The sequence below is a fragment of the Gordonia aurantiaca genome (assembly GCF_039939235.1).
Taxonomy (GTDB): Bacteria; Actinomycetota; Actinomycetes; order Mycobacteriales; family Mycobacteriaceae; genus Gordonia.
In genome coordinates this window covers 151,173-176,602 of sequence record NZ_JBDUUF010000005.1, presented here as the reverse complement: position 1 = coordinate 176,602, position 25,430 = coordinate 151,173, and the positions used below count along the sequence as shown (strand labels likewise).

The window sequence follows — 25,430 nt, the reverse complement described above, 5'->3', positions numbered from 1 at the left end:
CGCACCACCGTGGATTAATGTGCATGTCGTGAAGCCGGCGACGAGGAGTAGGCGATGACGAAGAACACGTCCGACGAACTGCGGGTCGGCCAGGCCCTGGGTCCCTACGACATCGACGCCCTCGCGACCCATCCGCGTGAGCTGGAGAACTCCCACCTCGACCTGGGCTCGGTGCTCGTGCCGGTCGTCGAGGGCGGTCAGGTGACCGTCGAGATGTCCGAGGACCACCAGCCGCAGAACGTCTATCTCGTCACCCCGATCGGCCGGATCTCGGTGAGCGCCTTCGCCGCGCCCAAGACGCCGGGCCTGTGGCGCGAGGTGGTGCGCGAACTCGCGGAGTCGCTGCGCGACAGCGGCGCCGCCACCAGCGTCGAGGACGGTCACTGGGGCCGCGAGGTGGTCGCCGAGGCCGACGGCGCGACCCATCGTTTCATCGGCGTCGACGGTCCGCGCTGGCTGGTGCGCTGCGTCGGCAGCGGCCCCAGCGAGAGTGCCGACGACCTCGCGCGGCTGAGCCGCGCCGTGCTCGCCGAGACCGTGGTGCGCCGCGGTTCCGAGCCGTACCCGCCCCGCGATCCGCTGCCCATCGTGCTGCCGCCGGTGCTCGCCGATCAGGTCGCCGCCGCCCAGCAGCAGATGTTCGACGACGCGGAGGCGCGGGCCGCCGCGCAGCAGCAGGTCCAGCCCGTCCCCGAATCCGCCCGGGCGCCGCAGTCGGAGCCGGTCGCGGGCGGCGCCCTCGACCAGGTCGCCCATGCCCGTGTGTACGGCGAGAACTCCTACACCGACGGGTCCGGCTCCGCCGGACACACCGATCCGTCCCTCGCCGCCGATCCCGACCCGGAGGAGGAGCCGCCGCTGCCTCCCTCGGAGGGATCGGCCATGCAGCGGTTCTTCCGGCGCCGCTGAGGCTCCGGGCCGGCCGGGTCTTCGGCTGAGTCGGTCGGATGGGGAGCCGTCAGGTCGCGGTAGACCGCCAGACAACTGTCGCCGAGGAGCGCGGGGTTGCGTCCCCACGCCTCGAGGGTGACCTCGACGAGCCCCGCCCGCGGCGCCGCGTCCCGCCAGGCGCGGGCGACGTCGATCGGGTGGATCGGGTCGTCGGCGGCTGCGACGAGCGCGAGCGGGACGTCGAGCGCCGCGATCCGTGCGGGGGTCGGCGCCTCGTACGATGCCGCGTCGCGCAGCTGGGCGACCAGCGCGGGGTACAGGCGGCGCCACGACCGCGACAACTCCTCGGCCAGCCAGTCCGGGCTGGTGGCCGCCATCGTCGCGACCGTCGCGTCCAGGCCGTCGGTGTCCAGGGCGTCGGCGGTGAACCGCGCACTCGCGGCGGCCGGCGCCGAGGCCGCGTCGCCGCTCCATGCGGGCAGCGCCGCGAACACCCCGGCACAGCGTCGTCCGCCCGCGTCGAGGGCCCAGTCCAGTGCGATCGCCGCGCCGATCGACACCCCGCCGACGAGGATGCGTCCGTGCTGTTCCGCGGCGCGTTCCAGACCCGCCCGGTGCCCGGCGATCAGTGCCGGGGTGGGTTCCAGCGCGACCAGCTCGGTGCCCAGCGCGACCGCGGCGGGACCGAATGCGCGCGTGACGTGATCGGCATCGGATCCGGTGCCCGGGATGACGACGAGAGCGGCGGCGACGGGCGGGCGTTTCCTCCTTGGCGGAGCGTCGATGGTCGGCACCCGAAGATCATGCCTTAGGGTGGCTCCCCGGACTGCGGCCAGAGCCCAGTCGTCACGTTGTCACCGGACGACGCCGGGTCTACGCTGGCGGACAGCCACCGATCATATGTTCGGTGGCATCGGCACCGCCCGCGCTGCGCACGGTGCCGGACGAAACACATTGGGAGGTTGGGATGCCCACAGCCGGCTATCTCAAGCGACTGACCCGTCGGCTGACCGAGGACCTCGGGGACGTCGACGCCGAGCGCATCGCCGAGGAGTCCAAGGCGACGGGCGCTCAGCGCGCATCGGACTGCACGCGAGGTGACGAGGTCACCATGCACGGCGAGTTGCGCGCGGTCGAGACCTGTTCGCGCACCGCCAAGGCCGGCGTGAAGGCGGAGTTCTTCGACGGCACCGACATCGTGCTGTTGAAGTGGCTCGGTCGCAACCGCATCGCCGGGCTCGAACCCGGCCGCAGGCTGACCGTCCGGGGGCGCGTCGCCGTCCAGGACGGCCACAAGGTGATCTACAACCCCTACTACGAACTGCAGGGCACCGACGAGTGACCCCTGATCCCGCGCCCGAGACCGGATCATCCCGGACCGGAGCGTCCGAGACCGGAGCGTCCGAGACCGGATCGCAGGCGCCCGCGCCGACGGTGCTCGAGCAGATGGGCGGCGTCTCCGGGCTGATCTACTCAACCGTCCCGGTGGTGGTGTTCGTGCCCGTCAACTCCTTCTTCGGACTGCGGGCCGCCATCATCGCCGCCCTCGCCGTGGCGGCGGGCATCTTCGCGATCCGGCTGTGGCGCCGTGAACCGCTCACACCGGCGCTGTCCGGCCTGATCGGAGTCGGCATCTGCGTTTTCATCGCCCATCGGGTCGGTGACGCCAAGGGCTACTTCCTCTTCGGGATCTGGACCACCCTCGCCTACGCGATCGTGTTCCTCGCGTCGATCCTGGTGCGCTGGCCCCTGATCGGCGTCGCATGGCACCTCGTCAACGGCGAGGGCACCGCGTGGCGACGGCACAAGCCGACGCTGCGCGCCTACGACATCGCCACCGCCCTGTGGGCGTTGGTGTTCGCGGCCCGCTACCTCACCCAGTCCGAGCTCTACGACGCCGGCGCGACCGGCTGGCTGGCCGTGACCCGCATCGCGATGGGGTGGCCGCTGACCGCGCTTGTGGTGCTCGCGACGATCCTGCTGGTGCGCCGCGCGGTCCGCGAGGAGCACTCGGACCAGCGGCACGGGAATCCGGACCACACATCCCCCGAGCGCGCATCCCCCGAGCATGCGTCCCCGCAGCAACACGAGGACCCCGGCGACGGCACGGCGTGATCAGCGGGCGATCCGCATCGCCTCGTAGAGCGCGCCCTCGGCCTCCTCGGGGGCGATGAAGATCAGTTCGTCGTCGCCCTCGATCGGATCGTCGGACTGCGGCACGATGACGCGGCCGCCACGCAGAATGGTGACGAGAGCGACGTCCCGCGGCAGCTCCAGCTTGCGTACCGGCTTGCCGGCGAGCGGCGTGTTCGGCGGCAGCGTCAGCTCCACGAGGTTGGCCTGACCCTGGCGGAATGTCATGAGACGGACCAGGTCACCCACCGACACCGCCTCTTCGACGAGGGAGGCGAGCAGCCGGGGTGTGGACACCGCGACGTCGACACCCCAGTCCTCGCCGAACAGCCACTCGTTGCGGGGGTCGTTGACGCGGGCCACCACGCGGTTGACGGCGAACTCGGTCTTGGCCAGCAGGCTCACGACGAGGTTGGCCTTGTCGTCGCCGGTCGCGGCGATCATCACGTCGAAGGTCTGCAGCTGCGCGTCCTCCAGGCGCGACAGCTCGCAGGCGTCGGCGAGGACCCACATGGCACCGGGCACGGCGTCGGGCTCGATGTGGTCGGCCTTGCGTTCGAACAGGGTGACCTCGTGGTCGTTGGCGAGCAGCTCGCGGGCGATGGACCGTCCGACGGCTCCGGCTCCGGCGATGGCGACCTTCACTTCGGCTCCCTCTTCTTCAGGACTCGGCCTGCTGGAACGGCTGCGCGGCGACCTCGCGCGCGTACTTCAGGTTGTCGAGCAGGACCGCGCCGTACACGACGTCATCTTGCTGCAGAACGGTTTTCGGATCCGGCAGGACGGGGCGCCCGACGCGGGTGAGGAATGCCACGCGGGCGCCGGTGAGCTCCTGGAACTTGGTCACCGTGGTCCCGATCCACGATTCGTCGACGTCGATCTGTGCGATCGCCAGACCGCCGGACGGGTCACGCCATTCGGTGGTCGCGGTCTCGCCGAGCGCGGTGACGAACCGCTCGGTCGTCCACGGGACGGTGGCGACGGTCGGGATGCCGAGACGCTCGTACACCTCGGCGCGCTTGGCGTCGTAGATGCGGGCGACGACACGTTCGACGTCGAAGGTCTCGCGGGCGACCCGCGCCGAGATGATGTTGGAATTGTCACCGGAGCTCACCGCGGCGAAGGCGTCGGCGTGCTCGATGCCGGCCTTGACGAGGATGTCCCGGTCGAAGCCGACACCGGTGATGGTCCGGCCGACGAAGTCGGAGCTGAGCCGGGCGAAGGCGGAGGGGTCGCGGTCGATGATCGCGACGTCGTGTCCGCGCTTCTGCATCGCCATCGCGAGCGACGACCCGACGCGCCCGCAACCCATGATGACTACCTGCACGACATTCCCTTCGTGACGCGGCGTGTGTGCCGCGAGTCGAACCTACCCGCCGCGCGGCGGAGGCTCTAGGGTTGCCTGGTGTCCACCCTCACCAAGGTGTCCGTTGCGACGAAGCGACTGCTGCTCGGCAGGCCGTTCCGCAGCGACAAGCTGGGCCACACGCTTCTCCCCAAACGGATCGCCCTACCCGTCTTCGCATCCGATGCGATCAGTTCGGTCGCCTACGCGCCGCAGGAGATCTTCCTCGTGCTGTCGGTGGCGGGCCTGTCCGCGCTGGCGTTCACCCCCTGGGTGGCCGTCGCGGTCGCGGTGGTGCTCGCGGTCGTGGTCGCCGCCTATCGCCAGAACGTACACGCCTATCCCTCGGGTGGCGGCGACTACGAGGTCGTCACGCTGAACCTGGGGCCCAACGCGGGGCTGGCGGTCGGCAGCGCGCTGCTCGTCGACTACGTGCTCACCGTGGCCGTCTCGGTCACCGCCGCGGCCGAGAACATCGGCTCGGCGATCGGTTTCGTCGACGACCACAAGGTGTGGTTCTGCGTCGGTGCGATCGTGCTGCTCGCGGCGATCAACCTGCGCGGGATCAACGAGTCCGGCGCGCTGCTCGCACTGCCGACGTACGCATTCATCATCGGCGTGTTCGCCATGCTCATCTGGGGTTTCACCGAGATCTTCGTCATGGGCTCGGAAATCCGTTCGGAGACCGCGGACTTCGGTATCCGAGCCGACAACGACGACCTGACGGGGCTGGCGCTGGTGTTCCTCGTCGCCCGGTCGTTCTCCTCCGGCTGCGTGGCGCTGACCGGTGTGGAGACCATCAGCAACGGCGTCCCGGCATTCCGGAAACCGAAGTCGCGCAACGCGGCGACGACGCTGGTGATGGTCGGCGCGCTGTCGATCACGCTGCTGCTGGGCATCGTGGTCCTCGCGCAGGAGATCGGCGCGAAATACGTCATGGACCCGGCTGCCGATCTCATCGGCGCCCCGGACGGCTATCAGCAGAAGTCGATGATCGCCCAGATCGCCCGCGCGGTGTTCGACTCGTTCCCGGCCGGCTTCTATCTCGTCGTGGTGGTCACCGCCCTGATCCTGATGCTGGCGGCGAACACGGCGTTCAACGGTTTCCCGGTCCTCGGATCGGTTCTCGCCCAGGACCGCTACCTCCCGCGGCAGTTGCACACGCGCGGTGATCGGCTCGCGTTCAGCAACGGCATCCTCTTCCTGTCTGTCGTCGCGATCGTCTTCGTGGTGGCCTTCGACGCGCAGGTGACCACGCTGATCCAGCTGTACATCGTCGGGGTGTTCGTGTCGTTCACCCTCGGCCAGTTGGGCATGGTGCGGCACTGGAGCAGGTTGCTGCGCACCGAATCCGACCCGAGTGCACGCCGCCGGATGATGCAGTCCAGGATCGTGAACGCGGTGGCCTTCGTGCTGACCGCGGCCGTGCTGGTGGTCGTGTTGGTCACCAAGTTCACCTCCGGCGCCTGGATCGCGGTCCTGACGATGGTGGCGCTCTTCGCGCTGATGAAGCTGATCCACCGGCACTATGCGGCCGTCCAGCACGAGCTGGAACTGGCCGAGGCGGAGGACGAGGGCGTGCTGCCGAGCCGTACACACTCCATCGTCCTCGTCTCGAGCCTGCACATGGCCTCCAAGCGGGCCCTGCGCTACGCGCGGGCGACCAGACCCGATGTGCTGGAGGCGATCACGGTCAACGTGGACGACCGCGACACCCGCAAGCTGGTCAGCGAATGGGAGGCCAGCGACATCACGGTGCCGCTCAAGGTGATCGCCTCGCCCTACCGGGAGATCACCCGCCCCGTCATCGACTACGTCCGTCGCGTCCGGCGCGAACACCCGCGCGACGTGGTGACGGTGTTCATCCCCGAGTACGTGGTCGGTCACTGGTGGGAGCAGATCCTGCACAATCAGTCGGCGCTGCGTCTCAAGGGGCGGCTGCTGTTCGAGCCCGGGGTGATGGTCACGTCGGTGCCGTGGCAGCTCAGCTCCTCCGACCGGCGCAAGGACGTCAAGCGGTACATGGCGCCGGGTGTGACGCGTCGTGCGCTGGGAGAGACGGAACGGCAGGGCATGGATCGGCAGCAAACGGATCGACAGCAAACGGATCGGCAGCAAACGGATCGGCAGGGAACGGGGCGGGACCGGTGACCGAGAAGGAGACCGCGCGGCGGATCGAGGTCGCCGTCGACCGACCCGCGAACGGCGGCGAGGCCGTCGGCCGGGCGGACGGACGGGTGCTGTTCGTGCGCGGCGCGATCCCCGGCGAACGCGTCGTCGCCGAGATCACCGACGACCGTCATGACTCGTACTGGCGTGCCGACGCCGTCGAGATACTCGACCCGTCGCCGCACCGGGTCCCCACGCCGTGCCCGGCCGCGGCCGCCGGCGCCGGGTGCTGCGACCTCGGGCACATCGATCCCGACCACGGCCGCCGGCTCAAGCGGGACGTGCTGCTCGACGTCCTCGCCCGCGTCGGCCACCTCGATGACGCGGCGATCGCACACACCGAAGTCGCCGGCCGCGGCGTCGTCCGGCTGCCGGGACCGGACACCGGATGGCGCATCCGCACCCGGCTCGCCGTCGACGGGCGGGGAAGGGCCGGGCAGCACGCGTTCCGCGGGTCGAAGGTCGTGGGCGAGGTCTGCGTGCAGCCGGCACCCGGGATGATCGACGACTTCGACGACCGGCGGTTCACCCCGCACGCCGAGCTCGCCGTCGTGCTCGACGCCGACGGCGGCCGTCACATCACCGAGCTCGCGCCCGTCACCGAGGTGCGCCGGGGCGACCCCCGGCGCCGCGCACAGAAGAACCGGCAGCGGCGTGCCGCGCGACGCGCGCACACCGTGGTGGAGGGGGAGTCGACGGCCGTCCAGCGGGTCGGTGCACGAGAGTGGCACATCCCGGTCGGCGGGTTCTGGCAGGCACACCGTGCGGCGCCGGCGGCGTACGCGCACACCGTCGTCGAGTTCGCCCGCGCGCAGTTGCCGTCGTCGCCGCGGGTCGCATGGGACCTGTACGGCGGGGCGGGGGTCTTCGCCGCGGCCCTGCTCGACGCGGAGGGCTTCGACGGGCTGCAGCAGGTGCACGTCGTCGACTCTGACGCCGGGGCCCTGCAGGCCGCCGACCGTACCTTCGCCGACGACGGAGATCGCGTGACCACCCACCGGGGCGAGGTCGCCGCACGCCTCGCCGACCTCGGCGAGCGGCCCGATGTCGTCGTCCTGGACCCGCCGCGCACCGGTGCCGGCGAGCGGGTCGTCACCGCGATCGCCGCGGCCGAGCCGGCGGTCGTGGTCCACGTCGGGTGTGACGCCGCGCGTTTCGCGCGTGATCTCGGTCTCTTCGTCCGCGCCGGCTATCGCATCGTCGACATCCGCGGGGTCGACGCGTTCCCGCTGACACACCACGTCGAAGCGGTTGCCTGCCTGGTCCGGGCCTGAGAACGATCGGACGCGGGGCGCCGGCGGACCCGGCCGCCGCCATCCGCGAGGCGGGGGCGGTCCGAATGCTTCCGTAGACTGACGGGTTATGAACCGGGGGATGCCCCCGAGGTTGTGAACAGGCGTTCCCGGGGGAGCGTCACACGATGGAGGAAACGATGGGTGTGCTCGACCGGATCAGCTCGCCGGCCGATCTGCGGTCCCTCTCGGAGACGGAGATGAAGACCCTCGCCGCCGAGATCCGGGCCTTCCTGATCGAGAAGGTCGCGGCGACCGGCGGGCATCTCGGCCCCAACCTGGGCGTCGTCGAACTCACCCTCGGTATCCATCGCGTGTTCGACTCGCCGCACGACCCGATCATCTTCGACACCGGGCATCAGTGCTACGTCCACAAGATCGTCACCGGACGCAAGGACGGTTTCGATCACTTGCGCCAGCGGGGCGGTCTCACGGGCTACCAGGAGCGCGCGGAGTCCGAACACGACTGGGTCGAGTCCTCCCACGCCTCGGCGGCGCTGTCGTACGCCGACGGCCTCTCGAAGTCCTTCGAGCTGACCGGCCAGCCCGACCGCACCGTCGTCGCGGTCGTCGGTGACGGCGCACTCACCGGCGGCATGTGCTGGGAGGCGATGAACAACATCGCCGCCGCCAACCGCCGCATCGTGATAGTCGTCAACGACAACGGCCGCTCCTACGCGCCGACCATCGGCGGTCTCGCCCGCCATCTCTCCGGCCTGCGCCTTCAGCCCGGCTACGAGAAGTTCCTCGACGAGAGCCGTCGCGTCGTCAAGCAGGTGCCCGTCGTAGGCGAACCCGCCTACGCGGTCCTGCATGGGATGAAGAGCGGCCTCAAGGACCTGCTGAGCCCGCAGGCCATGTTCACCGACCTCGGCCTGAAATACGTCGGCCCGGTCGACGGCCACGACATCGGAGCCGTCGAGTCGGCGCTGCGCAACGCCCACGACTACGGCGGCCCGGTCATCGTGCACACCGTCACCCGCAAGGGCATGGGCTATGCGCACGCCGAGAACCACGAGGCCGACCAGATGCATGCCACCGGCATCATCGACCCGGTCACCGGGCGCCCCACCAGCGTGGCGCCGCAGGACTGGACCTCGGTGTTCTCCGCGGCCCTGCTCGAGGCGGGCGCGAACCGGCCCGACGTCGTAGCCATCACCGCCGCCATGCCCGGCCCGACCGGCCTCACGCCGTTCTGCGAGCGCTACCCGGACCGCTTCTTCGACGTCGGCATCGCCGAACAGCACGCGATGACGTCCGCCGCCGGTCTCGCACTCGGTGGGCTGCACCCGGTCGTCGCGATCTACTCGACGTTCCTCAACCGCGCGTTCGACCAGCTGCTGATGGACGTGGCGCTTCTCGAGCAGCCGGTCACCCTCGTGCTCGACCGGTCCGGGATCACCGGACCCGACGGCCCCAGCCATCACGGCATGTGGGACCTGTCGCTGATGGCGATGGTGCCCGGACTCAAGGTCGCCGCACCCCGCGATGCGCTGCGTCTGCGAGAGGAGTTCGACGAGGCGCTCGCCGTCGACGACGGCCCCACCGCCCTGCGCTTCTCGAAAGGCGCCGTGCCCGAGGACATCCGGGCCGTCGAGCGACTCGACGACGGAGTCGACGTGCTGCACCGTGCCGACCGGCAGGCCGGTCCGGCCGGTGGCGACGTGCTCATCGTCGCGGTCGGCGCGTTCTGCGCGCTCGCCGTCGACACCGCGGAACGCCTGGCGCAGCAGGGGATCGACGCGACCGTCGTCGACCCACGCTGGGTGCTGCCGGTCCCGGCGTCGGTGGTGGAGGTGGCCCGCAACCACCGTCTCGTGGTCACCCTCGAGGACGGCTGCGTCAACGGCGGCGTGGGTTCCGCGGTGGCCGGCGCGCTGTCGGCCGCCGAGGTGACCGTCCCGGTCCAGATCAGGGGCATCCCGCAGGAGTTCATCGCGCATGCCTCACGCGGCGAGATCCTCTCCGACCTGGGTCTCACCGCCCAGGACCTCGCGCGCTCGATCACCGCGACGGTCGCGGGCATGCACGCCACCCCCGGCATCGAGTCCGCCGAGGCCCCGGTCGATCCGACGGCCGAGACCCAGGTCGAGACGACCGCGGAGGCCCCGGCGGAAGCCCCCGGTCAGGACTGACCTCGAGGCCCTCCGGGCCGGCGGTGTGGGCCGGCCGGCGCCGGAGTTGGCTCAGCGCAGCGCGGCCAGGTTGGAGATCGACTGGCGCACATCGGATTCCAGAACCCTGGCGACGAGCCGCCCGACCGGTCCGTTGAGCAGTCCGCCGGAGATCTGCGCGGACAGGTCGAACCGTGAGCCGTCGGCGATCTCGTCGACCTTCATCGCCAACTCGATGTGCACCCCGCCGCGGCCCGATCCCGACAGCGCGATCAGGCGCGGCTCGTCGTATTCGGTGATGGTCCAGTGGATCACGTTCCGGAAACCCTTGACCTTGATCAGCGACGAGATGTCGGTGCCCTCGCCGATCGTGTCGGGGACCGGCGACTTCCACCCGCCGAAGATCGTCATCCACTCGTCGAAGCGTTCCAGGTCGCTGGCGAGGGCCCATGCCCGCGCGGGCTCGAGGTCGGAGTCGATGCCGACGGAGACTGTGGCCACGTGTTGCTCCCGTTCTGTGGGGTTCTCGGTGTCTACGCGAGGAGGGGTCCTCGGTGTCTACGCGAGGAGGGGTCCTCGGTGTCCATGCGAGGAGGGGTCCTCGGTGTCCATGCGAGGAGAGGTCCTCGGTGTCTACGCGAGGACGCGTACCCAGAACCCCGCCCGGTTACTCGGGGAGCGTCTACCCGGTGGCGCCGTCCGTCTTATCCGCCTCCACCAGGGCCTCGGCGAGCGCCTCGACCGTGAGCGACCGCTGCCACTGCCGCGCACCCGCGCCGGCGAGGTAGGCGTCGACCGCCTCGGCGGTGACCTCCCCGGACAGGCCGTCCCAGGCCAACTGCCGGACGACGTCGGGGGCGAGGAGGTTCTCCACCGGGAGCGTGTTGGCCTCGGCGATGCCCTTGAGTGCCGGGCGGATTCGTGCCATCCGGGCCGCCGCCTCCGGGTTCCGCTGCTCCCACCGGTTCACCGGTGGCAGGCCGGTTCCGGCAGTCTTGCGGGCCGGCAGCTCGCTTTCGGGGAGTTCCCGCGCCCGCTTGAGCGCGTTCAGCCAGATCCCGGCCTGACGCCGCTGCCGCGGGCCGCCGAAGACCGGCAGGCGGGTCAGTTCGGCGCTCGTCTTCGGGTCGACGGTTGCGGCGTTGACGATCGCGGTGTCGGGCAGTACGCGGCCCGGCGCGACGTCGCGCCGCTCGGCCAATTGCTCCCGCGCCGTCCACAGTTCGCGCACCGCGGCGAGTGCACGCGCGGATTTCACGGTGTGGATGTTCGACGTCTTGCGCCACCGGTCGGTCCGCGGCGGAGCCGGGGGACGCGACAGGATGTGGGCGAACTCCTCACGCGCCCAGCGGTCCTTGCCGGCCTCGACGAGCGCGGCGTCCATCGCATCCCGTAGTTCGACGAGCACCTCGACGTCGAGTGCGGCGTAATTGAGCCACTCGTCGGGCAGCGGCCGGCGGGACCAGTCCGCGGCGCCGTGCCCCTTCACCAGACCGAGGCCGAGGAACTGGGCGACCATGGCCGCCAGGTTCACCTTGCTCAGCCCGAGGAGGCGTCCGGCCAGCTCGGTGTCGTACAGCTCGACGCAGACGAAACCGAGTTCGCGCAGGCAGGGGAGGTCCTGGTCGGCGGCGTGCAGCACCCATTCCGGGCCGCGTAGCGCCTCGATCACCGGGGCCAGCGCATCCGGGTCGGCGATCGGGTCGAGCAGGAAGCTGCCCGCGCCGCGCCGCTTGATCTGGATCAGGTAGGCGCGCTGGGAGTACCGGTAACCGGAGGCGCGTTCGGTGTCGACCGCGATGGGTCCCTCACCGGCGGCCAGGGCCTCGGCGGCGTCGGCGAACTCCTCGGCCGTGGACAGCACCGGCGGCACGCCGTCGGCCGGGGTGAGCAGCGGTTCGACCTCGGGTTCGGCGGGCGTCGGATCCTCGGGTGGGCCGGCCACGGTGCTCACGTCGGACCCAACTGGGTCACTCCCGCCGGGGGCAGACCGGCGGCGGACGCCAGGACGTCGCAGAATGCCTCCAGATGGGCGTCGAGGCCTTCGGAGGACAGTGCGGTCCACGAGGCCCGCACCTCGAGCTGATGGGCACGTGGCGGCCCGGCGATGTCGCCGTAGCGCACCGACGTCGTGGAGGTGACGGTGCCGCCGAGCGCGGTCACCACCACCCGGTGCGCCGAGCCCTCGGGCGTCGCGCTCTCACCGACGGGGACACCCAGGGCGTCCGACAGCCAGCTCCAGGCCACCTCGGGCAGCAGCGGATCCATGGCGAGGGCGGCCTCGACCTCGGCCTGGAGGTAGGCGACGAGGCGGATGGTGCCGTTCCAGGCGTCCTGACCGGCCGGGTCGTAGAGCAGGATGAGCCGGCCGAAGGCGCTGCCCTGCGAGTCGGTGGGCACGACGTCGAGGTCGTCGGGTGGGCGCACCTCGGCGCCGACGGCGTAGCTGTACGGGGCGAGGCGTTGCGGCGGGCGGATGGGTCCGACCTCGATCTCACGCCGGACCCGGGCAGCATGCAGCGACTCCACCGCGGCGCGGAAATCAGCAGGCTCGTCCGGAGCTCCCGAAGAAGTCACCGTTCGACCGTAGGTGTGAAACGCCTGGCTGCGGCGGAGGCGCGCCGAATCTCGTCCCCAGAGATGGGGACCCGGAGGTCGAGCCGGTCGATCCGGGACGCGGATGGGCGGGCCGGGGCAGGTCACAACCCCGAACATGGCAGAGTAAGCGGTGATGTCGAACGCAACTGGTACCCGGGTCCATCGGTCGCACCTGCCGCTCGTCGCCGCGGCCACGGGTGGGACCCCGTCACGCCGACCGGTGTGGTTCATGCGGCAGGCCGGTCGGTCACTGCCCGAGTACCGCGCCATCCGCGCAGACCACGGGATGCTCGAATCCTGCTTCGACCCGGAGCTGGTCTGCGAGATCACCATGCAGCCGGTCCGGCGCCACGACGTCGACGCCGCGATCCTGTTCTCCGACATCGTCGTCCCGCTCAAGGCCGCCGGCATCGATCTCGACATCGTCGCCGGCACCGGCCCGGTCATCGCCGAGCCCGTCCGCACGGCCGCCGATGTCGATCGCATCCCGCGCCTGGAACCGGCCGCGGTCGGCGCCATCGCGCACGGTGTGCGGCTGCTGCTCGAACAGCTCGACGACGCGGCGCTGATCGGTTTCGCGGGAGCGCCGTTCACCCTCGCGTCCTACCTCATCGAGGGCGGCCCGAGCCGGAACTACGAGCGCACCAAGGCGATGATGCACGGCGACCCGCAGACGTGGTCGAAGCTCATGGGCCGCCTCGCCGACATCACCATCGCGTTCCTACAGGTCCAGCTCGACGCCGGTGTCGACGCCATCCAGCTCTTCGACTCCTGGGCGGGCATGCTGTCGGCCGCCGACTACCAGACCTTCGTCGCCCCGCACAGCACCCGCGTGCTGGCCGAGATCGCGCACTACGGCGTGCCCCGGATCCACTTCGGCGTCGGAACCGGTGAGTTGCTCGCGCCGATGGCCCACGCCGGCGCCGACGTCATCGGCGTCGACTGGCGGGTGCCGCTCGACGAGGCCGCCCGCCGCGTCGGACCCGGCAAGGCCGTCCAGGGCAACCTCGACCCGACGCTGCTGTTCGCCGGGCCCGAGGTGGTCGACCGCGAGGTCCGCCGGGTCATCGCCGACGGGGAACGCGCCATCGCAGCCGGCGCCGTCGGCCACATCTTCAACCTCGGACACGGAGTGCTGCCGGACACTGATCCGGACGTTCTGACCCGTGTCGTCGAACTGGTGCACAGCGTCTGATGTCCGGCGGAGTGCGGGTCGCGGTCGTCGGCGCGGGGATCTCCGGCCTCACGGCCGCTTACCGTCTGCGCCGTGAGCTGGGCGCCGAGGCGCGGATCGACGTCCTGGAGGCGTCGGAGCGGATCGGCGGCATCCTGCACACCGCCACGGTCGGCGGCCTGGCCGTCGACGTCGGTGCCGAGGCGTTCATCGTCCGGCGTCCCGAGGCGCTCGGTCTGGTCCGGGAACTGGGCCTGGGGGACCGGGTCGTGTCGCCGACCGGACGCCGCCCCGCGGTGTGGTCCGGCGAGACGCTGCACCCGCTGCCCGCGCCCGCGCTGATGGGCATCCCCGCCACCGCGGATGCGGTCGGGGGTCTCGTCGACCCGGCCGACCTCGATCGCATCCGCACCGAGACTCAGCGGCCGTTGACCTGGGATTCCGCCGCCGACCCGACGGTGGGCGAGCTCGTCGCCGATCGCTTCGGGGAATCCGTCGTGTCCCGCAGTGTCGACCCCATGCTCGGCGGTGTGTACTCCAGTCTCGCCGGTGACATCGGCCTGCGCGAGGCGCTGCCCACGCTCGCCGCGAGGCTCGACGCCGGCGCGGCGAGCCTCACCGAGGCCGTCAACGCGCTCATCACCGCCTCCACCGGTTCCGGACCCGTCTTCGGCACCCTCGTGGGCGGCTACCGTGTGCTGCTCGACGCGCTTGTCGAGGCCGCGGGGGTGGAACCCGAGACCGGTCGACCGGTCACCGGACTCGAGCCCACCGCGACCGGGTGGCGGCTCGCCACCGGCGACGGGGACGACCGCGACTACGACGGGGTGGTGCTCGCGATCCCCGCCTGGGATGCGGCGCCGCTCGTGGACCCGGCCGGCCCGGATCTGGCCGCCCGGCTGCGAGGGGTACGCGGCGCCTCGTCGGTGGTCGTGTCGATCGCGCTCGAACCGGGCACCACGTTGCCCGATCATTCGGGTGTCCTCGTGGCGACGGGGGAGAGCCTGCGCGCCAAGGCGTTCACGCTCAGCTCGCAGAAGTGGGCGCACGTGTCGGACAACGGCGGGCCCGTCTCGGTGCGGGCGTCGTTCGGCCGGTTCGGTGCCCCGGTTCCGCGGGTCGAGGAGGAGCCGGACGTCGAGGAACGGCTGCGCATCGAGGCCCTGGAGGACCTCGATGTGGTGTGCCGCGCCGCAGGGGTCGAGCCGGTGTCGTCACGGGTCGTCGACATCTACGTCCAGCGATGGACCAATGGCCTTCCCGTGTATGGATCGGGACATCTGGTCGCGATGCAGCAGGCGATGGGTGCGCGGCCGCAGCGGCTCGCGCTCGCCGGGTCGTCGTATGCGGGAGTCGGTGTGCCCGCGTGCATCGCCCAGGCCGAACGCGCAGTGTCTGCGCTGCTCGCCGACCTGGCCTGACGCGCCTCGTCCGGCGGTGTCGGCCGGTGGACCTGGCTGCGTCCGCCCACGGCGGCGGTGGCACGATGTCAGGTATGGCCCGCTTGGATTACGCAGAACTCAACTCCACGATCCGATACGTGATGTTCTCGGTGTTCGCCGTGCGCCCCGGGGAACTCGGCGACGACCGTGACCAGGTGAAATCGGATGCCACCGACTTCTTCAAGTCGCTCGAGGACGCCGGTGTCGTGGTGCGCGGCGTCTACGACGTGTCCGGGCTGCGTGCCGACGCCGACTTCATGATCTGGTGGCACGCGGCGGAGGTCGAGGCGATCCAGGCCGCCTACCAGCGGTTCCGCCGCGAGACCCTGCTCGGTCGCGCCAGCGACGCGGTGTGGAGTAACGTCGCCCTGCACCGGCCCGCCGAGTTCAACAAGAGTCACATCCCGGCCTTCCTGGCCGGCGAGGAGCCGGGGAAGTACGTCTGCGTGTACCCATTCGTGCGCTCCTACGACTGGTACCTGCTGCCCGACGACGAGCGTCGCAAGATGCTGGCCGACCACGGCATGGCGGCCCGCGAGTACAAGGACGTGCGCGCCAACACCGTGGCGTCGTTCGCGCTCGGCGACTACGAGTGGCTGTTGGCCTTCGAGGCACCCGAGCTGCACCGCATCGTCGACCTCATGCGTGATCTGCGTGCCACCGAGGCCCGCCGCCACGTCCGCGAGGAAACCCCGTTCTTCACCGGCCCCCGCGTCGAGGTCTCGACGCTCATCGACGCGCTGCCCTGACATCCCGCACCCGGCAGAGAGATGGTGCGCACCACTGCGCCACGACTTTCTGCCGGGTGCATCTCGGGCATCAATCCTCTTGTGGCACAAATGTCTTGGACATTCGTCCAATGTCACTCGGATGGATGAAAATCGGACAAAACGTCGTACGGCACCACTGGTTGTAGTGAATGTGGGCTGTGTCTCATTCGAGATACAGCCCAAGAATTCCCTCGACAGAATTCCCTCGACGTGGAGGAGTCCGATGACCGACACCACCCGAACCGCCCGGACGATCGCGGCGCTGATGTTCTCGGCCGCCGTCGCCGGAGGCGCCGTGAGCGCGCTCGCCGGGGGCGCCACGGCGGATGCCAAGCCCTGCCTGATCTACATCGGAGACGGCGAGTGGGCTCCGTGCCCGCCGCCCATCGTCTCGACGGAGCCCGGCGAGTACGGCGATGCCACCACGGATCCCGTCGGCGGCTACGCGCCGCTCGAGCACACGCCGGTGGAGATCTCCGTCGGGTCGGCCCCCGACGGCGGGGACGGCGGGGACGGCGGGTCCGGCTCCGAGGACCCGGAGGAGGGTGATCCCGGCGAGCACGAACACAGCGAGGATCAGCCCGAGGTCAAGGAGGACCCGGAGCAGAAGGAGGACCCGGAGCAGAAGGAGGACCCGGAGCAGAAGGACGACCCGGAGCAGAAGGACGACACGGAACGGGGTTGATCCGCCGGGCGCCGTGCGTCCGCCGAGTTACTCCGTCGGCTCGAGACGCAGGCTGATCGAGTTGATGCAGTAGCGCAGGTCGGTGGGGGTACCGTAGCCCTCACCGGCGAACACGTGGCCGAGGTGGCTCCTGCAGTTCGCGCACAGCACCTCGACGCGCTTCATGCCCAGCGAGTTGTCCTCGCGTTCGATGACGCGGTCACCGGCGAGCGGCGAGAAGAACGACGGCCAGCCGCAATGCGAGTCGAACTTGGTTTCGCTCCGGAACAATTCGGCGTCGCATGCCCGGCAGCGGTAGACGCCGACGGTCTTGGTGTCGGTGTACTCGCCGGTGAACGGCGCCTCGGTGCCCGCCTGGCGCAGCACCCGGTACTCCGCGGGGGTGAGGCGCTTGCGCCACTCCTCGTCGGAGAGATTTGCGAGGTTCTCGGGGGTGTCGGTCTGAGGCTTGCTGTCGGTCATACCGACCACGTTAGCGCGCGAATCGGCCGGTCCTACTTGGACAACGACAGCGAGGCGTCGTCGGTGTCGTCGGACTTCTTCGGCGACGGGGCCGGGGGAGCATCACCGGCCGGGGCCGGACGCAGTTCCCCGCCGGCGACACCGTCGGCGCGCATGTCGAGCCAGCGGAACAGCAGCGAGCAGAACACCGCGATCATCAGCAGGGACCAGCCCCAGGTCACCTTGTTGTACTCGACCATCCACCCGAACGCGGTCCAGCGCTCGGAGTAGAAGCTGTCGAACGTCATGCAGCCGTAGACGCCCAGCCAGGCGGGCCAGTTGCGCATCGCCGATCCGGGTAGCACCACCGTCATGAGCAGCGGGAACAGCAGCATCGAGTAGTAGCCCTGGCCGAGCGCGCCGATGAGGAACTCGGTGCCCAGCAGCACGCCGGACGACGTCGCCAGCCACAGCAGCTCGTTGGTCTTGCGGTAGTAGCGGTACAGGAACCACAGCGAGAACGCGGCCATCGCGACGAACGCCACGCGCAGCAGCAGGATCAGCCACGGTGCGACGCCGAAGTAGGCGCCGTTGCCTGCGATCGAGCTGTTGTAGTAGTCGCGGGCCTCGCCGAGGTAGGGCACGGTGACGCTGATGAAGGCGTCGGCGTCGACCGACAGCGGCCAGGCGACGGCCGTGAGCACCAGCGGGACCAGGATGGCGAACGCGAACACGCGCCACTGCCGGTTGAGCAGCGGCAGCAGCATCAACGGCGCGAGAACGGGTTTGACGGCCAGCGTGAGACCCATCGGCACACCCGCCCACCAGTCGTGCCGCGAGCGCATCAGCATCAGGAATGCGAGCATTCCCAGCAGCACGAACGAGTTGAAGTTCGTGAAGATCAGTGTGTGCGAGACGGTCTCGGTGAAGAAGAACGCGAACAGGACCGTCGGCATCACCCACGAGTTCAACGTGTATCCGAACATCCGGGTGAGCAGGTAGGCGCAGATCAACAGGGCCACGACGCTGACCGCGATGAACGCCCAGCGGGCCCGTTCGTAATCGATGACCGCCACCGGCGACATCAACAGGGTGCCCGACGGCGGATACAGGTAGTGCGGGTCGACGGTGGCGTAGTTCTCTCCGTAGACCGGCAGCTTGTTGAGGAAGTTGTAGGCCGCGGCGTACACCGGTTTGAAGTCGTCGGTGCGGTCGCCGTTCACCCCCAGGAATACCGAACGGTGCACGACCATCAGCAGGCTGATCGGCCAGAGAATCATCGGCACGATCCGCTGCGCACTCATCTGGGGATAGAGGTACCTGTCGAGATTGGCCACCCGCGCACCGTACTACGAGCGCGGTCGCCGCTTCGGCAGAACCCCGCCGAGCCCGCGTCCTGCCCGTGGGTGTCCGGCCGTTCGGGGCGTCAGGGCAGGTGGGGGTTGTCCGGGAGGGCCAGCACCAGCTTCCCTCGTGTGTGTCTCGTCTCGATACGGCGGTGTGCCTCGACGATGCCGTCGAGAGCCATCGTCTCGACCGGTAGCGTCAGCGACCCGTCGGCGAGGGCGGCCAACAGCGTCGTCAGCGATTCGAGCGGGGCCTCGGACCAGGGCATTGATCCCGTGTGCCCGGGCCGGCCCCGGCACCAGGGTCACGGCGCGTCCGCCGGATGCCGCGACGGCGGCTCCGACCTCCCCGGACTCGGCGGTGCCTGCGAGATCGATCGATGCGGTCACCGGCTCCCTCGTGGCGGCATCGATCCGGCGGGCCAGACCGGGGCCGTAGACGACCGGAACCGCGCCGAGAGCGGCGAGGTGATCCCGGTTGCGGTCACCGGCCGTCCCGATCACCGTCGACCCGCGGGCGACGAGGAGTTGGACCAGGACCGTCCCGACGCCGCCGGATGCGCCGTGCACGACGACGACATCGTCGGCCCCCGGCTCCACGGCGAGGAGCAGGCGATTCGCGGTCTGCCCGACCACTGCGATCCCACCGGCGACGTCCCAGTCCACCGCGGCGGGTTTCGGGACCAGGCTCGCGGCGGGCACCAGGGCCAGTTCGGCGTGGCTCGACTCCGTCGGGAATCCGACGACGGCATCGCCGGTGGCGACCGAGGACACGCCGTCGCCGGTGGCGACCGAGGACACGCCGTCGCCGACGGCCAGGACGGTGCCGGCGAGCTCACGGCCGGGGACGTAGGGCACGTCGGTGTCGAAGGCGCCGCTACGGATGATCGCATCGACCGGGTTGACGCCGGACGAGCGAACGGCGACGAGGGCGGTGTCGGCGGGGATCGACGACGGGGCCGGCAGGTCGACCACCTCGATGACCTCGGGCGGGCCGAAACGGCGCACCAGGGTCGATTGGTACGTTCTCGGGCGCTCGGGGTGAGACGTCACGTGCACGTCAACTCCCGGCCCCGTGACCGGTATTCCGGCACTCAGGCCGGGCAGCCGCGCTGCGTCGGGCCGCCCAGCGGGGCCTTCGCGACGTACTCGGCAACGACGTCGGCCGCGCACTCGCTGCGGGCGAGGACCGAGTAGCCGAGGCCGTCCCAGCTGACGGTGACCGGTTCGGCCGATGCGTTCATGAAGACCGGCACCAGGGCGTTCGCGCCCAGGCCGCCGTTGATCGGGTCGCGCGTGCCGTTGAGGACCAGCGGGTCGGCCGGCAGCGACGACGGCGCCCGGACCGGTGCGCCGGATGCCCAGCCGTTGCAACGCACCAGCGACAGCGCGGCATCGGTCCCGGTCAGCGAACTCTGTCTGGACCAGGTCTCGGCGAGGCCGGGCACCTCGTTCTGGCCGACCGGACCGGAGACGTCATTGCAGCGCGAGACGATCGAGCCGTCGGTGAGCCGCAGCGCATTGGCGCGTTCCGCCAGCCGCACCAGCGCTCCGGTGTCCCCGCGGTCGGCGGCGGTGACGGCGCGGGCGAGGTCGACGATCGCGTCGGGACTCTCTGGTGCGAGCGCCAGGGTGGTGGTGACCGCGTTGAGCGCGGAGGTGTCCGACAGGCCGTCGAGGTCGCCGTTGCGGGCCTTGGTCAGCACGCTGTTGATCACCCCGACGCCGTTGGTGCCGAGCGGGCAGCCGTCGATCGCCGAGCAGCGCTGTGCGAAGCCCTGCAGCGCGGTCTGCACGCCCTGTGACCTCAGGTGGGCGCGGTCGCGGGCGTTCGCGCCGAACGGGGTCGGGGTATCGAGGATGATGCGCCCGGCGCGCCCGCCATAGAGCGACGCATAGGCCAGCACGACGTCGGACCCCTCGCCGACGCCGATCAGGCCGAGATGCTCGACGCCCCACCGGATGCGCAGCGTCTCCAGGTCCGAGGCGGCGAACTGCGCCGAGAAATTCAGTTGGTACGGCGTCAGGGTCTCGGTGCAACCGTCCGACGCCGACGACGCGGCCGAGGCGAGCCGCGCGATGCGGGCCTGCGTGCCGGTCCCGCGCGGGGTGAGTCCGTTGTCGGCGAACGTGGCGCGTTCGGCCCGCGTCATGCAGTCGACATCGCCGGACAGCGGGATGCCGCGGTGGTCGACTGCCACGATCGGGTGCGAGTCGAGGATCGTGCGGCCGCGTCCAGACGTCAGCACCATCAGCGTCCGCGACGACGGGAGATCGGAGCCGGAGGTGAGGACGAGCGGCGCCGCGTCGGCGGGGGTCTTCGCCGTCCGGGCGCGGGTGACCGCGATCGTGATCGCCTCGCCGTCGGGTTTGTTCCGGTCGATCGGGGAGCGGAACTCGGCACACTCGACCGTCACGCCCGCGGGGCGTGCGACGCCGTAGCGGCCGGCCGTCTCGCCGGCGCATTCGGACCAGTCCAGGTCGGATTCGGGTACGGCCAGTGCGGGCGGGGGTGGCGCCTCCGACGACGACGGCACAGACCCGGCACCCTTGCCGCCACCGGGGATCAGGTCCGGGCCGGTTTCGGGGCCGACCGCGCACGACGACACGACCATCGCGACGATCGCACCCATCAGTGCCCCGGGCAATGCCGTCTTGGCGGCGCGCGCTCTACGCATGACCGCGAGGGTATCTGCTCAGTGGATCGACGAGCGGCCGTGGCGCACCCATCGTGTGAACACGTAGCCGTCGTCGTCGGTCATGATCATCGCCGGCGACATCCCCCTCAGCGCCTGCTCGGCGCCGTCGGGGAGCGGGGAGGCCGTGATGCGCCCGGCGGTGCCGCCGGCCAGGAACGGGCTGGTCGTCAGGCACAGTTCGTCGAGCAGGTCGGCTGCGATGACCGATCCCAGCAGGTGGGGTCCGCCCTCACACAGCACCCGCGCCCATTCCCGCCGCCCGCACGCCGCGATGATCTCCCCGGTCTCCACGGTGTCATCGCCGCAGTCGACGAGGGTCGCACCCGCGTCGACGAGTGCCGCGCGCCGGTCCGCGGGTGCCGAGGCGCACGTGAGGACGACGGTGTCGGGGTGGGACAGCGGGGGATAGTCGGGCGGGATCGACAGCGACCTCGATACCAGCGCGAGCGCGGGGGCGGGGGGCTGGCCGTTGTCGTCGCGCAGCCCGGCGAACACCTCGTCGGCCGCGGGCTGCCGATAGCCCTCGGTGGTCGCGGTGCCGGCGCCGACCAGGATCACGTCGGCGAGTCCACGCAGCAGTCGGAACACCGCCTTGTCGCCGGGCCCGCCGAGTCCGCCCGAGCGGCCCGCGAAGGTCGCCGCCCCGTCGATGGAGGCCACCATGTTGGCCCGCACGAACGGGGCCTGCGCACCCGGTCCCTCCGCCGGTCGCGGCGGGTAGAGGTACTGCCGGGCGAGCAGCAGCAGGGTCTCGGACCCCGTCTCCTCCCGCCCGATGTCGATCCCGGTCGGGGCCACCGTGGCGTCGTCGCCGGATGTGACCTGGGTCGCTTTGTGCAGGTGGAACATGCATCCATCATTCCCCGGATCGTTAGGCTCCACTCATGGCGGCTCGACTTTGCGATCGCAACCCTGCGACCTCGGCGGATGCACTCATCGATGAGATGGTTCCCCCGTCCACCTTCGACGACGTGAGCTTCGACTCCTACATCCCCGATCCGAACGAGCCGACCCAGGCCGCCGCGGTGGCCAAGGCACGCGACTTCGTCGCCCGGGCGTCGAAGGCCCGGTCGGGCAAGAAGAAGGGGTTCTTCGGTCGCAAGACGCCCGCCCAGGGCATCGGCCTCTACCTCGACGGCGGCTTCGGCGTGGGCAAGACCCACCTGCTCGCCTCGATCTACCACTCGATGCCCGAACCCAAGTCGTTCGCGACCTTCGTCGAGGTCACCCACGTGGTCGGCGCCCTCGGGTTCGCCAATGCCGTCGAGCGCCTGTCGAACCACACCGTGCTGTGCATCGACGAGTTCGAGCTCGACGACCCGGGCGACACCATGCTGGTGTCGCGTCTGTTGACAGAGCTGACCGCCGCCGGGGTGAACGTGGTCGCCACCTCGAACACCCTGCCCGGGCAGCTGGGCGAGGGCCGTTTCGCCGCCCAGGACTTCCTCCGCGAGATCCGCAAGCTGGCCGCGGTATTCGAGACCATCCGCGTCGACGGCCCCGACTACCGTCACCGCGACCTGCCGCCGGCGCCGGATCCGCGTACCGACGCCGAGCTGGTCGAGATCGCCGAGTCCACCGAGGGCGCCACCCTCGACGATTTCGACGAGCTGTGCAATCACCTCAGCAAGCTGCACCCGTCGAAGTACAAAGATCTCGTCGACGGGATCTCGCTGGTGTGCATCACCGGTGTCCATCCCGCCGAGGACCAGTCGGTGGCGCTGCGCCTCGTGGTGCTCGCCGACCGTCTCTACGACGCGAACATCCCGGTGACCGTGTCGGGGGCCAAGCTCGACGAGATCTTCACCGACGAGATGCTCGCGGGCGGGTACCGCAAGAAGTACCTGCGTGCCACCTCACGTCTGCTCGCGCTGTCGCGATTCGCCGAATCTGCGGTCTGACGAGCTGATTCGCACAGGTCACAGGGTCTGCGTGTAGACGTAGTCCTGTTCGACGCTGTCGCCGAGGCGGAACGTCTTGACGCCTGCGCGGGTGAAACCCGTCTTGACGTAGAAGCGCTGGGCGCGGACGTTGACCTGGTTCACGCCCAGCCACGCCAGCACGCTGCCGCGCTCGCGTGCGCGGGCGAGTGCGGCGCGCATCAGCGCGTGCGACGGCGGGTCGCCGGGCCGCGAATGATGTTCGGGCAGAACGTACATCTTCGAGATCTCGCTCACCGGCCGCTGCGTGACCACCGCCTGTACGTCGGGGTGGGTCGGCTCGCCGTGCAACACCAGCGCATACCCGATGAACGGGCCGTCGGCGCCGTCGCGCGCGACCAACACCGCCGCGTCGGGATCGGTGATGTATCCGCGAAAGTTCTTCTCGCCCAAGTTGGTTGCGATGAACTCGGCGATGTCGGCGGGATTCGAATGGGGTGGGCAGGCGAGCGGGAAGGTCGCGCCGGCCACCTCGGCGACCGGCGCGGCCAGATCCGGGTCGGTGACGACTTCCACCGACACCGACGGGTGTGTCGCGGTCATCCCCGTGCGTCCCCGGACGACAACGGGCGGGCCGGGTCGGAGGTCCAGGCGTTCATCGAGCCGTCGTAGACCGCGACGTCGTCGCGTCCGAGGGCGCGCAGCGCGAAAGCCGCTGCGGTGGCCGCGATCCCACCGCCACAATAGGTGACCGGACGGACCGACCCGTCGAGCGCGCCGACCCCGGCGAAGAGCTCGCGGAGCTCGTCGAGCGAGCGCAGTTGTCCGTTCTCGTCGACGAGTTCGGGGAACGGGACGTTGACACTGCCCGGGATGTGCCCGGCGGTGAAGGAGTCGCGGTCGAGCGCGTTGACCAGCAGTACCGAGTCGTCCTGCGTGGCGGCGAGCACCTGAGCGGTCGACACGACGCGCTCCGGACGCCGGTGGGGGATGAAGGTCGTTGCGGGACAGGTGGACTCGCCGGTCTCCGTGGGCAGTCCGGCGCGGGTCCAGGCCGCGTACCCGCCGTCGAGCACGAGGACGTCGTCGAAGCCCTCGAGGCCGAACTGCCACCACAGGCGCGTCGCCCAGATCCCGTTGACGGTGTCGTAGACGACGACCGTCGAGTCATTGCCGATACCGGCCGTGCCGACGGTCTCGGCGAACTTCTCCGACGCGGCGGCAGCGAACGGCGCCTCGCCCTCCGGATCGGTGAGCCCGGTGATCTGGTCGATGAACACCGCACCCGGGATGTGGCCCTGGCGGTAGGTCTCGCGGCCGGACTCGACGTGGGCGCCGTCGGCATCGAAACTCAGGTGGACCGTCGCGTCGACGATCCTGAGATTCGGCTCGTCGAGACGACCGGCGAGGTCGGAGGCGAAGATCAGCGGGATGGAGGTCATGCCTCCACGGTAGCCAGCGGTTCGGTGTGGAAGTCGGCGAGGTCGACGCGGCGGGTACGCGCCCAGCAGTCGACGATCCGCCAGGGAAGCACTGCGACCACCCGGCCGTCGGGATTGCGGTACCAGTTGGTCATCGCCGGGTGCGTCCAGACCATCCGCGCGTGCTGACGTCGACCGCCTCGTTGTAGGCGTCGGTGACGTCGCGGCGCACCTCGAGCGCGCCGAGCCGGTTCGCGATCATCTGCGCGATCGCGTCGCAGACGTAGCGGACCTGGTACTCCAGGATGCTGATGAAGCTGCCGCCGTGACCGAGTGCGGTGTTCGGGCCGGTGAGGAGGAACAGGTTGGGGAAGTCCGGGGCGGTGATCCCGAGGTAGGCGTAGGCGTCGTGGCCGCCCCAGGCCTCGACCGTCGTCTTCCCGCTGCGTCCCACGATGTCCATCGGGTAGAGGTGGCGGTCGCTGTGGAACCCGGTCTGCGTCCGCCGGCGACAGCCCTCGAAGCGGCACATCCGTGACGAGGAATACGGTGTGCCGGGTGCCGTCGGGGTCGACTCGGGTCAATGGCGAGATGCCTTCGGCGACACTGGTATCGAAGGATGGTTCCGTCTTCGAATCCGTAAATGATGCCACCGTTGGGCGTGGGCGACCCAGTCGTTGTAGCCGAGTTGTCGGCCGGGTCCACGAGTACGTTCCTCGTCGATGCAGCGCTGGGATTCGGCTTCCTCCAACGGATCCAGACCGGAGGTCGGTTCGTCGAGAAGGAGCAGTTCGGCGTCGGAGGCCAGTGCGGCGATCAGTGCGACCTTCTGCGGTTGCCCTTCGAGTACGTGGTCTTCCCGGCGCCGTTGGGGCCGAGGAAGCCGTGCACCTCGCCGTCGGCGACGGTGAGGTCGAACTCGTCGAGTGCCCGGATCCGGCCGAAGGTCTTGACCAGCCCCGAGATCATGATGGCCGTCACCATCCCGGCCTACGACCGACGGCACCCGGGCCGCGGGCGGAAACGTCCG

Annotated in this window: 23 protein-coding genes and 3 pseudogenes; 11 read left to right on the top strand and 15 right to left on the bottom strand. The window is 70.3% G+C overall.

All coding sequences use genetic code 11. The features are described from left to right. Positions 1–54: 54 nt before the first annotated feature. The gene (locus ABFT43_RS12095) at positions 55–909 is read left to right on the top strand and encodes a DUF3710 domain-containing protein (RefSeq protein ID WP_347960587.1); all 855 of its coding nucleotides are present in this window, start codon (positions 55–57) and stop codon (positions 907–909) included. 50 nt (positions 910–959) lie between these two features. On the opposite strand, the pseudogene ABFT43_RS12090 reads toward ABFT43_RS12095, so the two are convergent. Continuing rightward, positions 960–1,685 (bottom strand): annotated as a pseudogene (locus ABFT43_RS12090) (alpha/beta hydrolase); the annotation flags it as partial. A gap of 173 nt (positions 1,686–1,858) precedes the next feature. On the opposite strand from ABFT43_RS12090, the gene ABFT43_RS12085 reads away from it, so the two are divergent. Then, complete coding sequence (locus ABFT43_RS12085; protein ID WP_347960586.1) at positions 1,859–2,233, top strand: OB-fold nucleic acid binding domain-containing protein; 375 nt, start codon at positions 1,859–1,861, stop codon at positions 2,231–2,233. A 104-nt stretch (positions 2,234–2,337) separates the two neighbouring features. Continuing rightward, positions 2,338–3,006 (top strand): DUF3159 domain-containing protein, encoded by a 669-nt coding sequence (locus ABFT43_RS12080; RefSeq protein WP_347960725.1) that lies wholly within the window; start codon positions 2,338–2,340, stop codon positions 3,004–3,006. On the opposite strand, the gene ABFT43_RS12075 is transcribed toward ABFT43_RS12080, so the two are convergent. Continuing rightward, a complete protein-coding gene (locus ABFT43_RS12075) occupies positions 3,007–3,669 on the bottom strand; it encodes a potassium channel family protein (RefSeq protein WP_347960585.1) in 663 nt (220 codons plus the stop codon). It lies immediately after the preceding gene. A 16-nt stretch (positions 3,670–3,685) separates the two neighbouring features. Continuing rightward, on the bottom strand, positions 3,686–4,351 hold the full coding sequence (locus tag ABFT43_RS12070; protein ID WP_347960584.1) for a potassium channel family protein: 666 nt from the start codon (positions 4,349–4,351) through the stop codon (positions 3,686–3,688). A gap of 78 nt (positions 4,352–4,429) precedes the next feature. Between ABFT43_RS12070 and ABFT43_RS12065 the strand changes: the two genes are divergently transcribed. The 3 genes from ABFT43_RS12065 (at position 4,430) to dxs (ending at position 9,965) form a co-directional block, all read left to right on the top strand. Next, complete coding sequence (locus tag ABFT43_RS12065) at positions 4,430–6,520, top strand: APC family permease (protein WP_347960583.1); 2,091 nt, start codon at positions 4,430–4,432, stop codon at positions 6,518–6,520. Beyond that, positions 6,517–7,812 (top strand): class I SAM-dependent RNA methyltransferase, encoded by a 1,296-nt coding sequence (locus ABFT43_RS12060; RefSeq protein ID WP_347960582.1) that lies wholly within the window; start codon positions 6,517–6,519, stop codon positions 7,810–7,812. Before ABFT43_RS12065 ends, ABFT43_RS12060 begins: the two co-directional genes overlap by 4 nt. 158 nt (positions 7,813–7,970) lie before the next feature. Continuing rightward, entirely contained in the window at positions 7,971–9,965 is a 1,995-nt protein-coding gene (dxs, locus tag ABFT43_RS12055) for a 1-deoxy-D-xylulose-5-phosphate synthase (RefSeq protein ID WP_347960581.1), read from the top strand. A gap of 51 nt (positions 9,966–10,016) precedes the next feature. Here the strand turns inward: dxs and ABFT43_RS12050 are convergent, their stop codons facing one another. The 3 genes from ABFT43_RS12050 to ABFT43_RS12040 all read right to left on the bottom strand — a co-directional run bounded on the left by ABFT43_RS12050 (position 10,017) and on the right by ABFT43_RS12040 (position 12,521). Continuing rightward, positions 10,017–10,445 carry a type II toxin-antitoxin system Rv0910 family toxin gene (locus ABFT43_RS12050; RefSeq protein ID WP_347960580.1) on the bottom strand — a complete coding sequence of 143 codons (429 nt, stop codon included), beginning with the start codon at positions 10,443–10,445 and terminating at the stop codon, positions 10,017–10,019. Between the two features lie 181 nt (positions 10,446–10,626). Beyond that, positions 10,627–11,898, bottom strand: a complete 1,272-nt coding sequence (locus ABFT43_RS12045) for an HRDC domain-containing protein (RefSeq protein ID WP_457590143.1) — start codon at positions 11,896–11,898, stop codon at positions 10,627–10,629. Beyond that, a complete protein-coding gene (locus ABFT43_RS12040; RefSeq protein ID WP_347960579.1) occupies positions 11,895–12,521 on the bottom strand; it encodes a DUF3000 domain-containing protein in 627 nt (208 codons plus the stop codon). The genes ABFT43_RS12045 and ABFT43_RS12040 overlap by 4 nt, the downstream gene beginning before the upstream one ends. Before the next feature lie 154 nt (positions 12,522–12,675). Between ABFT43_RS12040 and hemE the strand changes: the two genes are divergently transcribed. The 4 genes from hemE (at position 12,676) to ABFT43_RS12020 (ending at position 16,613) form a co-directional block, all read left to right on the top strand. Then, positions 12,676–13,737, top strand: coding sequence for a uroporphyrinogen decarboxylase (hemE, locus tag ABFT43_RS12035; protein WP_347960578.1), 1,062 nt, complete (start codon positions 12,676–12,678; stop codon positions 13,735–13,737). Further along, a complete protein-coding gene (gene hemG / locus ABFT43_RS12030) occupies positions 13,737–15,137 on the top strand; it encodes a protoporphyrinogen oxidase (RefSeq protein WP_347960577.1) in 1,401 nt (466 codons plus the stop codon). Before hemE ends, hemG begins: the two co-directional genes overlap by 1 nt. Positions 15,138–15,211: 74 nt before the next feature. Further along, the gene (hemQ, locus tag ABFT43_RS12025) at positions 15,212–15,907 is read left to right on the top strand and encodes a hydrogen peroxide-dependent heme synthase (protein ID WP_347960576.1); all 696 of its coding nucleotides are present in this window, start codon (positions 15,212–15,214) and stop codon (positions 15,905–15,907) included. A 244-nt stretch (positions 15,908–16,151) separates the two neighbouring features. Continuing rightward, a complete protein-coding gene (locus ABFT43_RS12020; RefSeq protein ID WP_347960575.1) occupies positions 16,152–16,613 on the top strand; it encodes a hypothetical protein in 462 nt (153 codons plus the stop codon). A gap of 27 nt (positions 16,614–16,640) precedes the next feature. Here the strand turns inward: ABFT43_RS12020 and msrB are convergent, their stop codons facing one another. From msrB to ABFT43_RS11995, 5 genes are read right to left on the bottom strand one after another with little or no spacing between them, the layout of a single operon-like run. After that, positions 16,641–17,075, bottom strand: coding sequence for a peptide-methionine (R)-S-oxide reductase MsrB (msrB, locus tag ABFT43_RS12015; protein WP_347960574.1), 435 nt, complete (start codon positions 17,073–17,075; stop codon positions 16,641–16,643). Positions 17,076–17,107: 32 nt separating this feature from the next. After that, entirely contained in the window at positions 17,108–18,391 is a 1,284-nt protein-coding gene (locus ABFT43_RS12010; RefSeq protein ID WP_347960573.1) for a glycosyltransferase family 87 protein, read from the bottom strand. Between the two features lie 12 nt (positions 18,392–18,403). Continuing rightward, on the bottom strand, positions 18,404–19,453 hold the full coding sequence (locus tag ABFT43_RS12005; protein ID WP_347960572.1) for an alcohol dehydrogenase catalytic domain-containing protein: 1,050 nt from the start codon (positions 19,451–19,453) through the stop codon (positions 18,404–18,406). 41 nt (positions 19,454–19,494) lie between these two features. Next, on the bottom strand, positions 19,495–21,078 hold the full coding sequence (locus ABFT43_RS12000) for an alpha/beta hydrolase (protein WP_347960571.1): 1,584 nt from the start codon (positions 21,076–21,078) through the stop codon (positions 19,495–19,497). Positions 21,079–21,096: 18 nt separating this feature from the next. Further along, entirely contained in the window at positions 21,097–21,948 is an 852-nt protein-coding gene (locus tag ABFT43_RS11995; protein ID WP_347960570.1) for a pyrimidine reductase family protein, read from the bottom strand. Positions 21,949–21,983: 35 nt separating this feature from the next. Between ABFT43_RS11995 and zapE the strand changes: the two genes are divergently transcribed. Continuing rightward, positions 21,984–23,000, top strand: a complete 1,017-nt coding sequence (gene zapE, locus ABFT43_RS11990; RefSeq protein WP_347960569.1) for a cell division protein ZapE — start codon at positions 21,984–21,986, stop codon at positions 22,998–23,000. Positions 23,001–23,018: 18 nt separating this feature from the next. Here zapE and ABFT43_RS11985 read toward each other — a convergent pair whose 3' ends face one another. The 4 genes and pseudogenes from ABFT43_RS11985 to ABFT43_RS11970 form a co-directional block, all read right to left on the bottom strand. Next, a complete protein-coding gene (locus tag ABFT43_RS11985; RefSeq protein ID WP_347960568.1) occupies positions 23,019–23,582 on the bottom strand; it encodes a GNAT family N-acetyltransferase in 564 nt (187 codons plus the stop codon). After that, positions 23,579–24,421, bottom strand: coding sequence for a sulfurtransferase (locus ABFT43_RS11980; RefSeq protein WP_347960567.1), 843 nt, complete (start codon positions 24,419–24,421; stop codon positions 23,579–23,581). The genes ABFT43_RS11985 and ABFT43_RS11980 overlap by 4 nt, the downstream gene beginning before the upstream one ends. Further along, a pseudogene (locus ABFT43_RS11975) lies at positions 24,418–24,896 on the bottom strand (monooxygenase); the annotation flags it as partial. The pseudogene ABFT43_RS11975 and the gene ABFT43_RS11980, both read right to left, overlap by 4 nt. Before the next feature lie 204 nt (positions 24,897–25,100). Further along, positions 25,101–25,384: pseudogene (locus ABFT43_RS11970) on the bottom strand (ATP-binding cassette domain-containing protein); the annotation flags it as partial. Positions 25,385–25,430 lie beyond the last annotated feature (46 nt).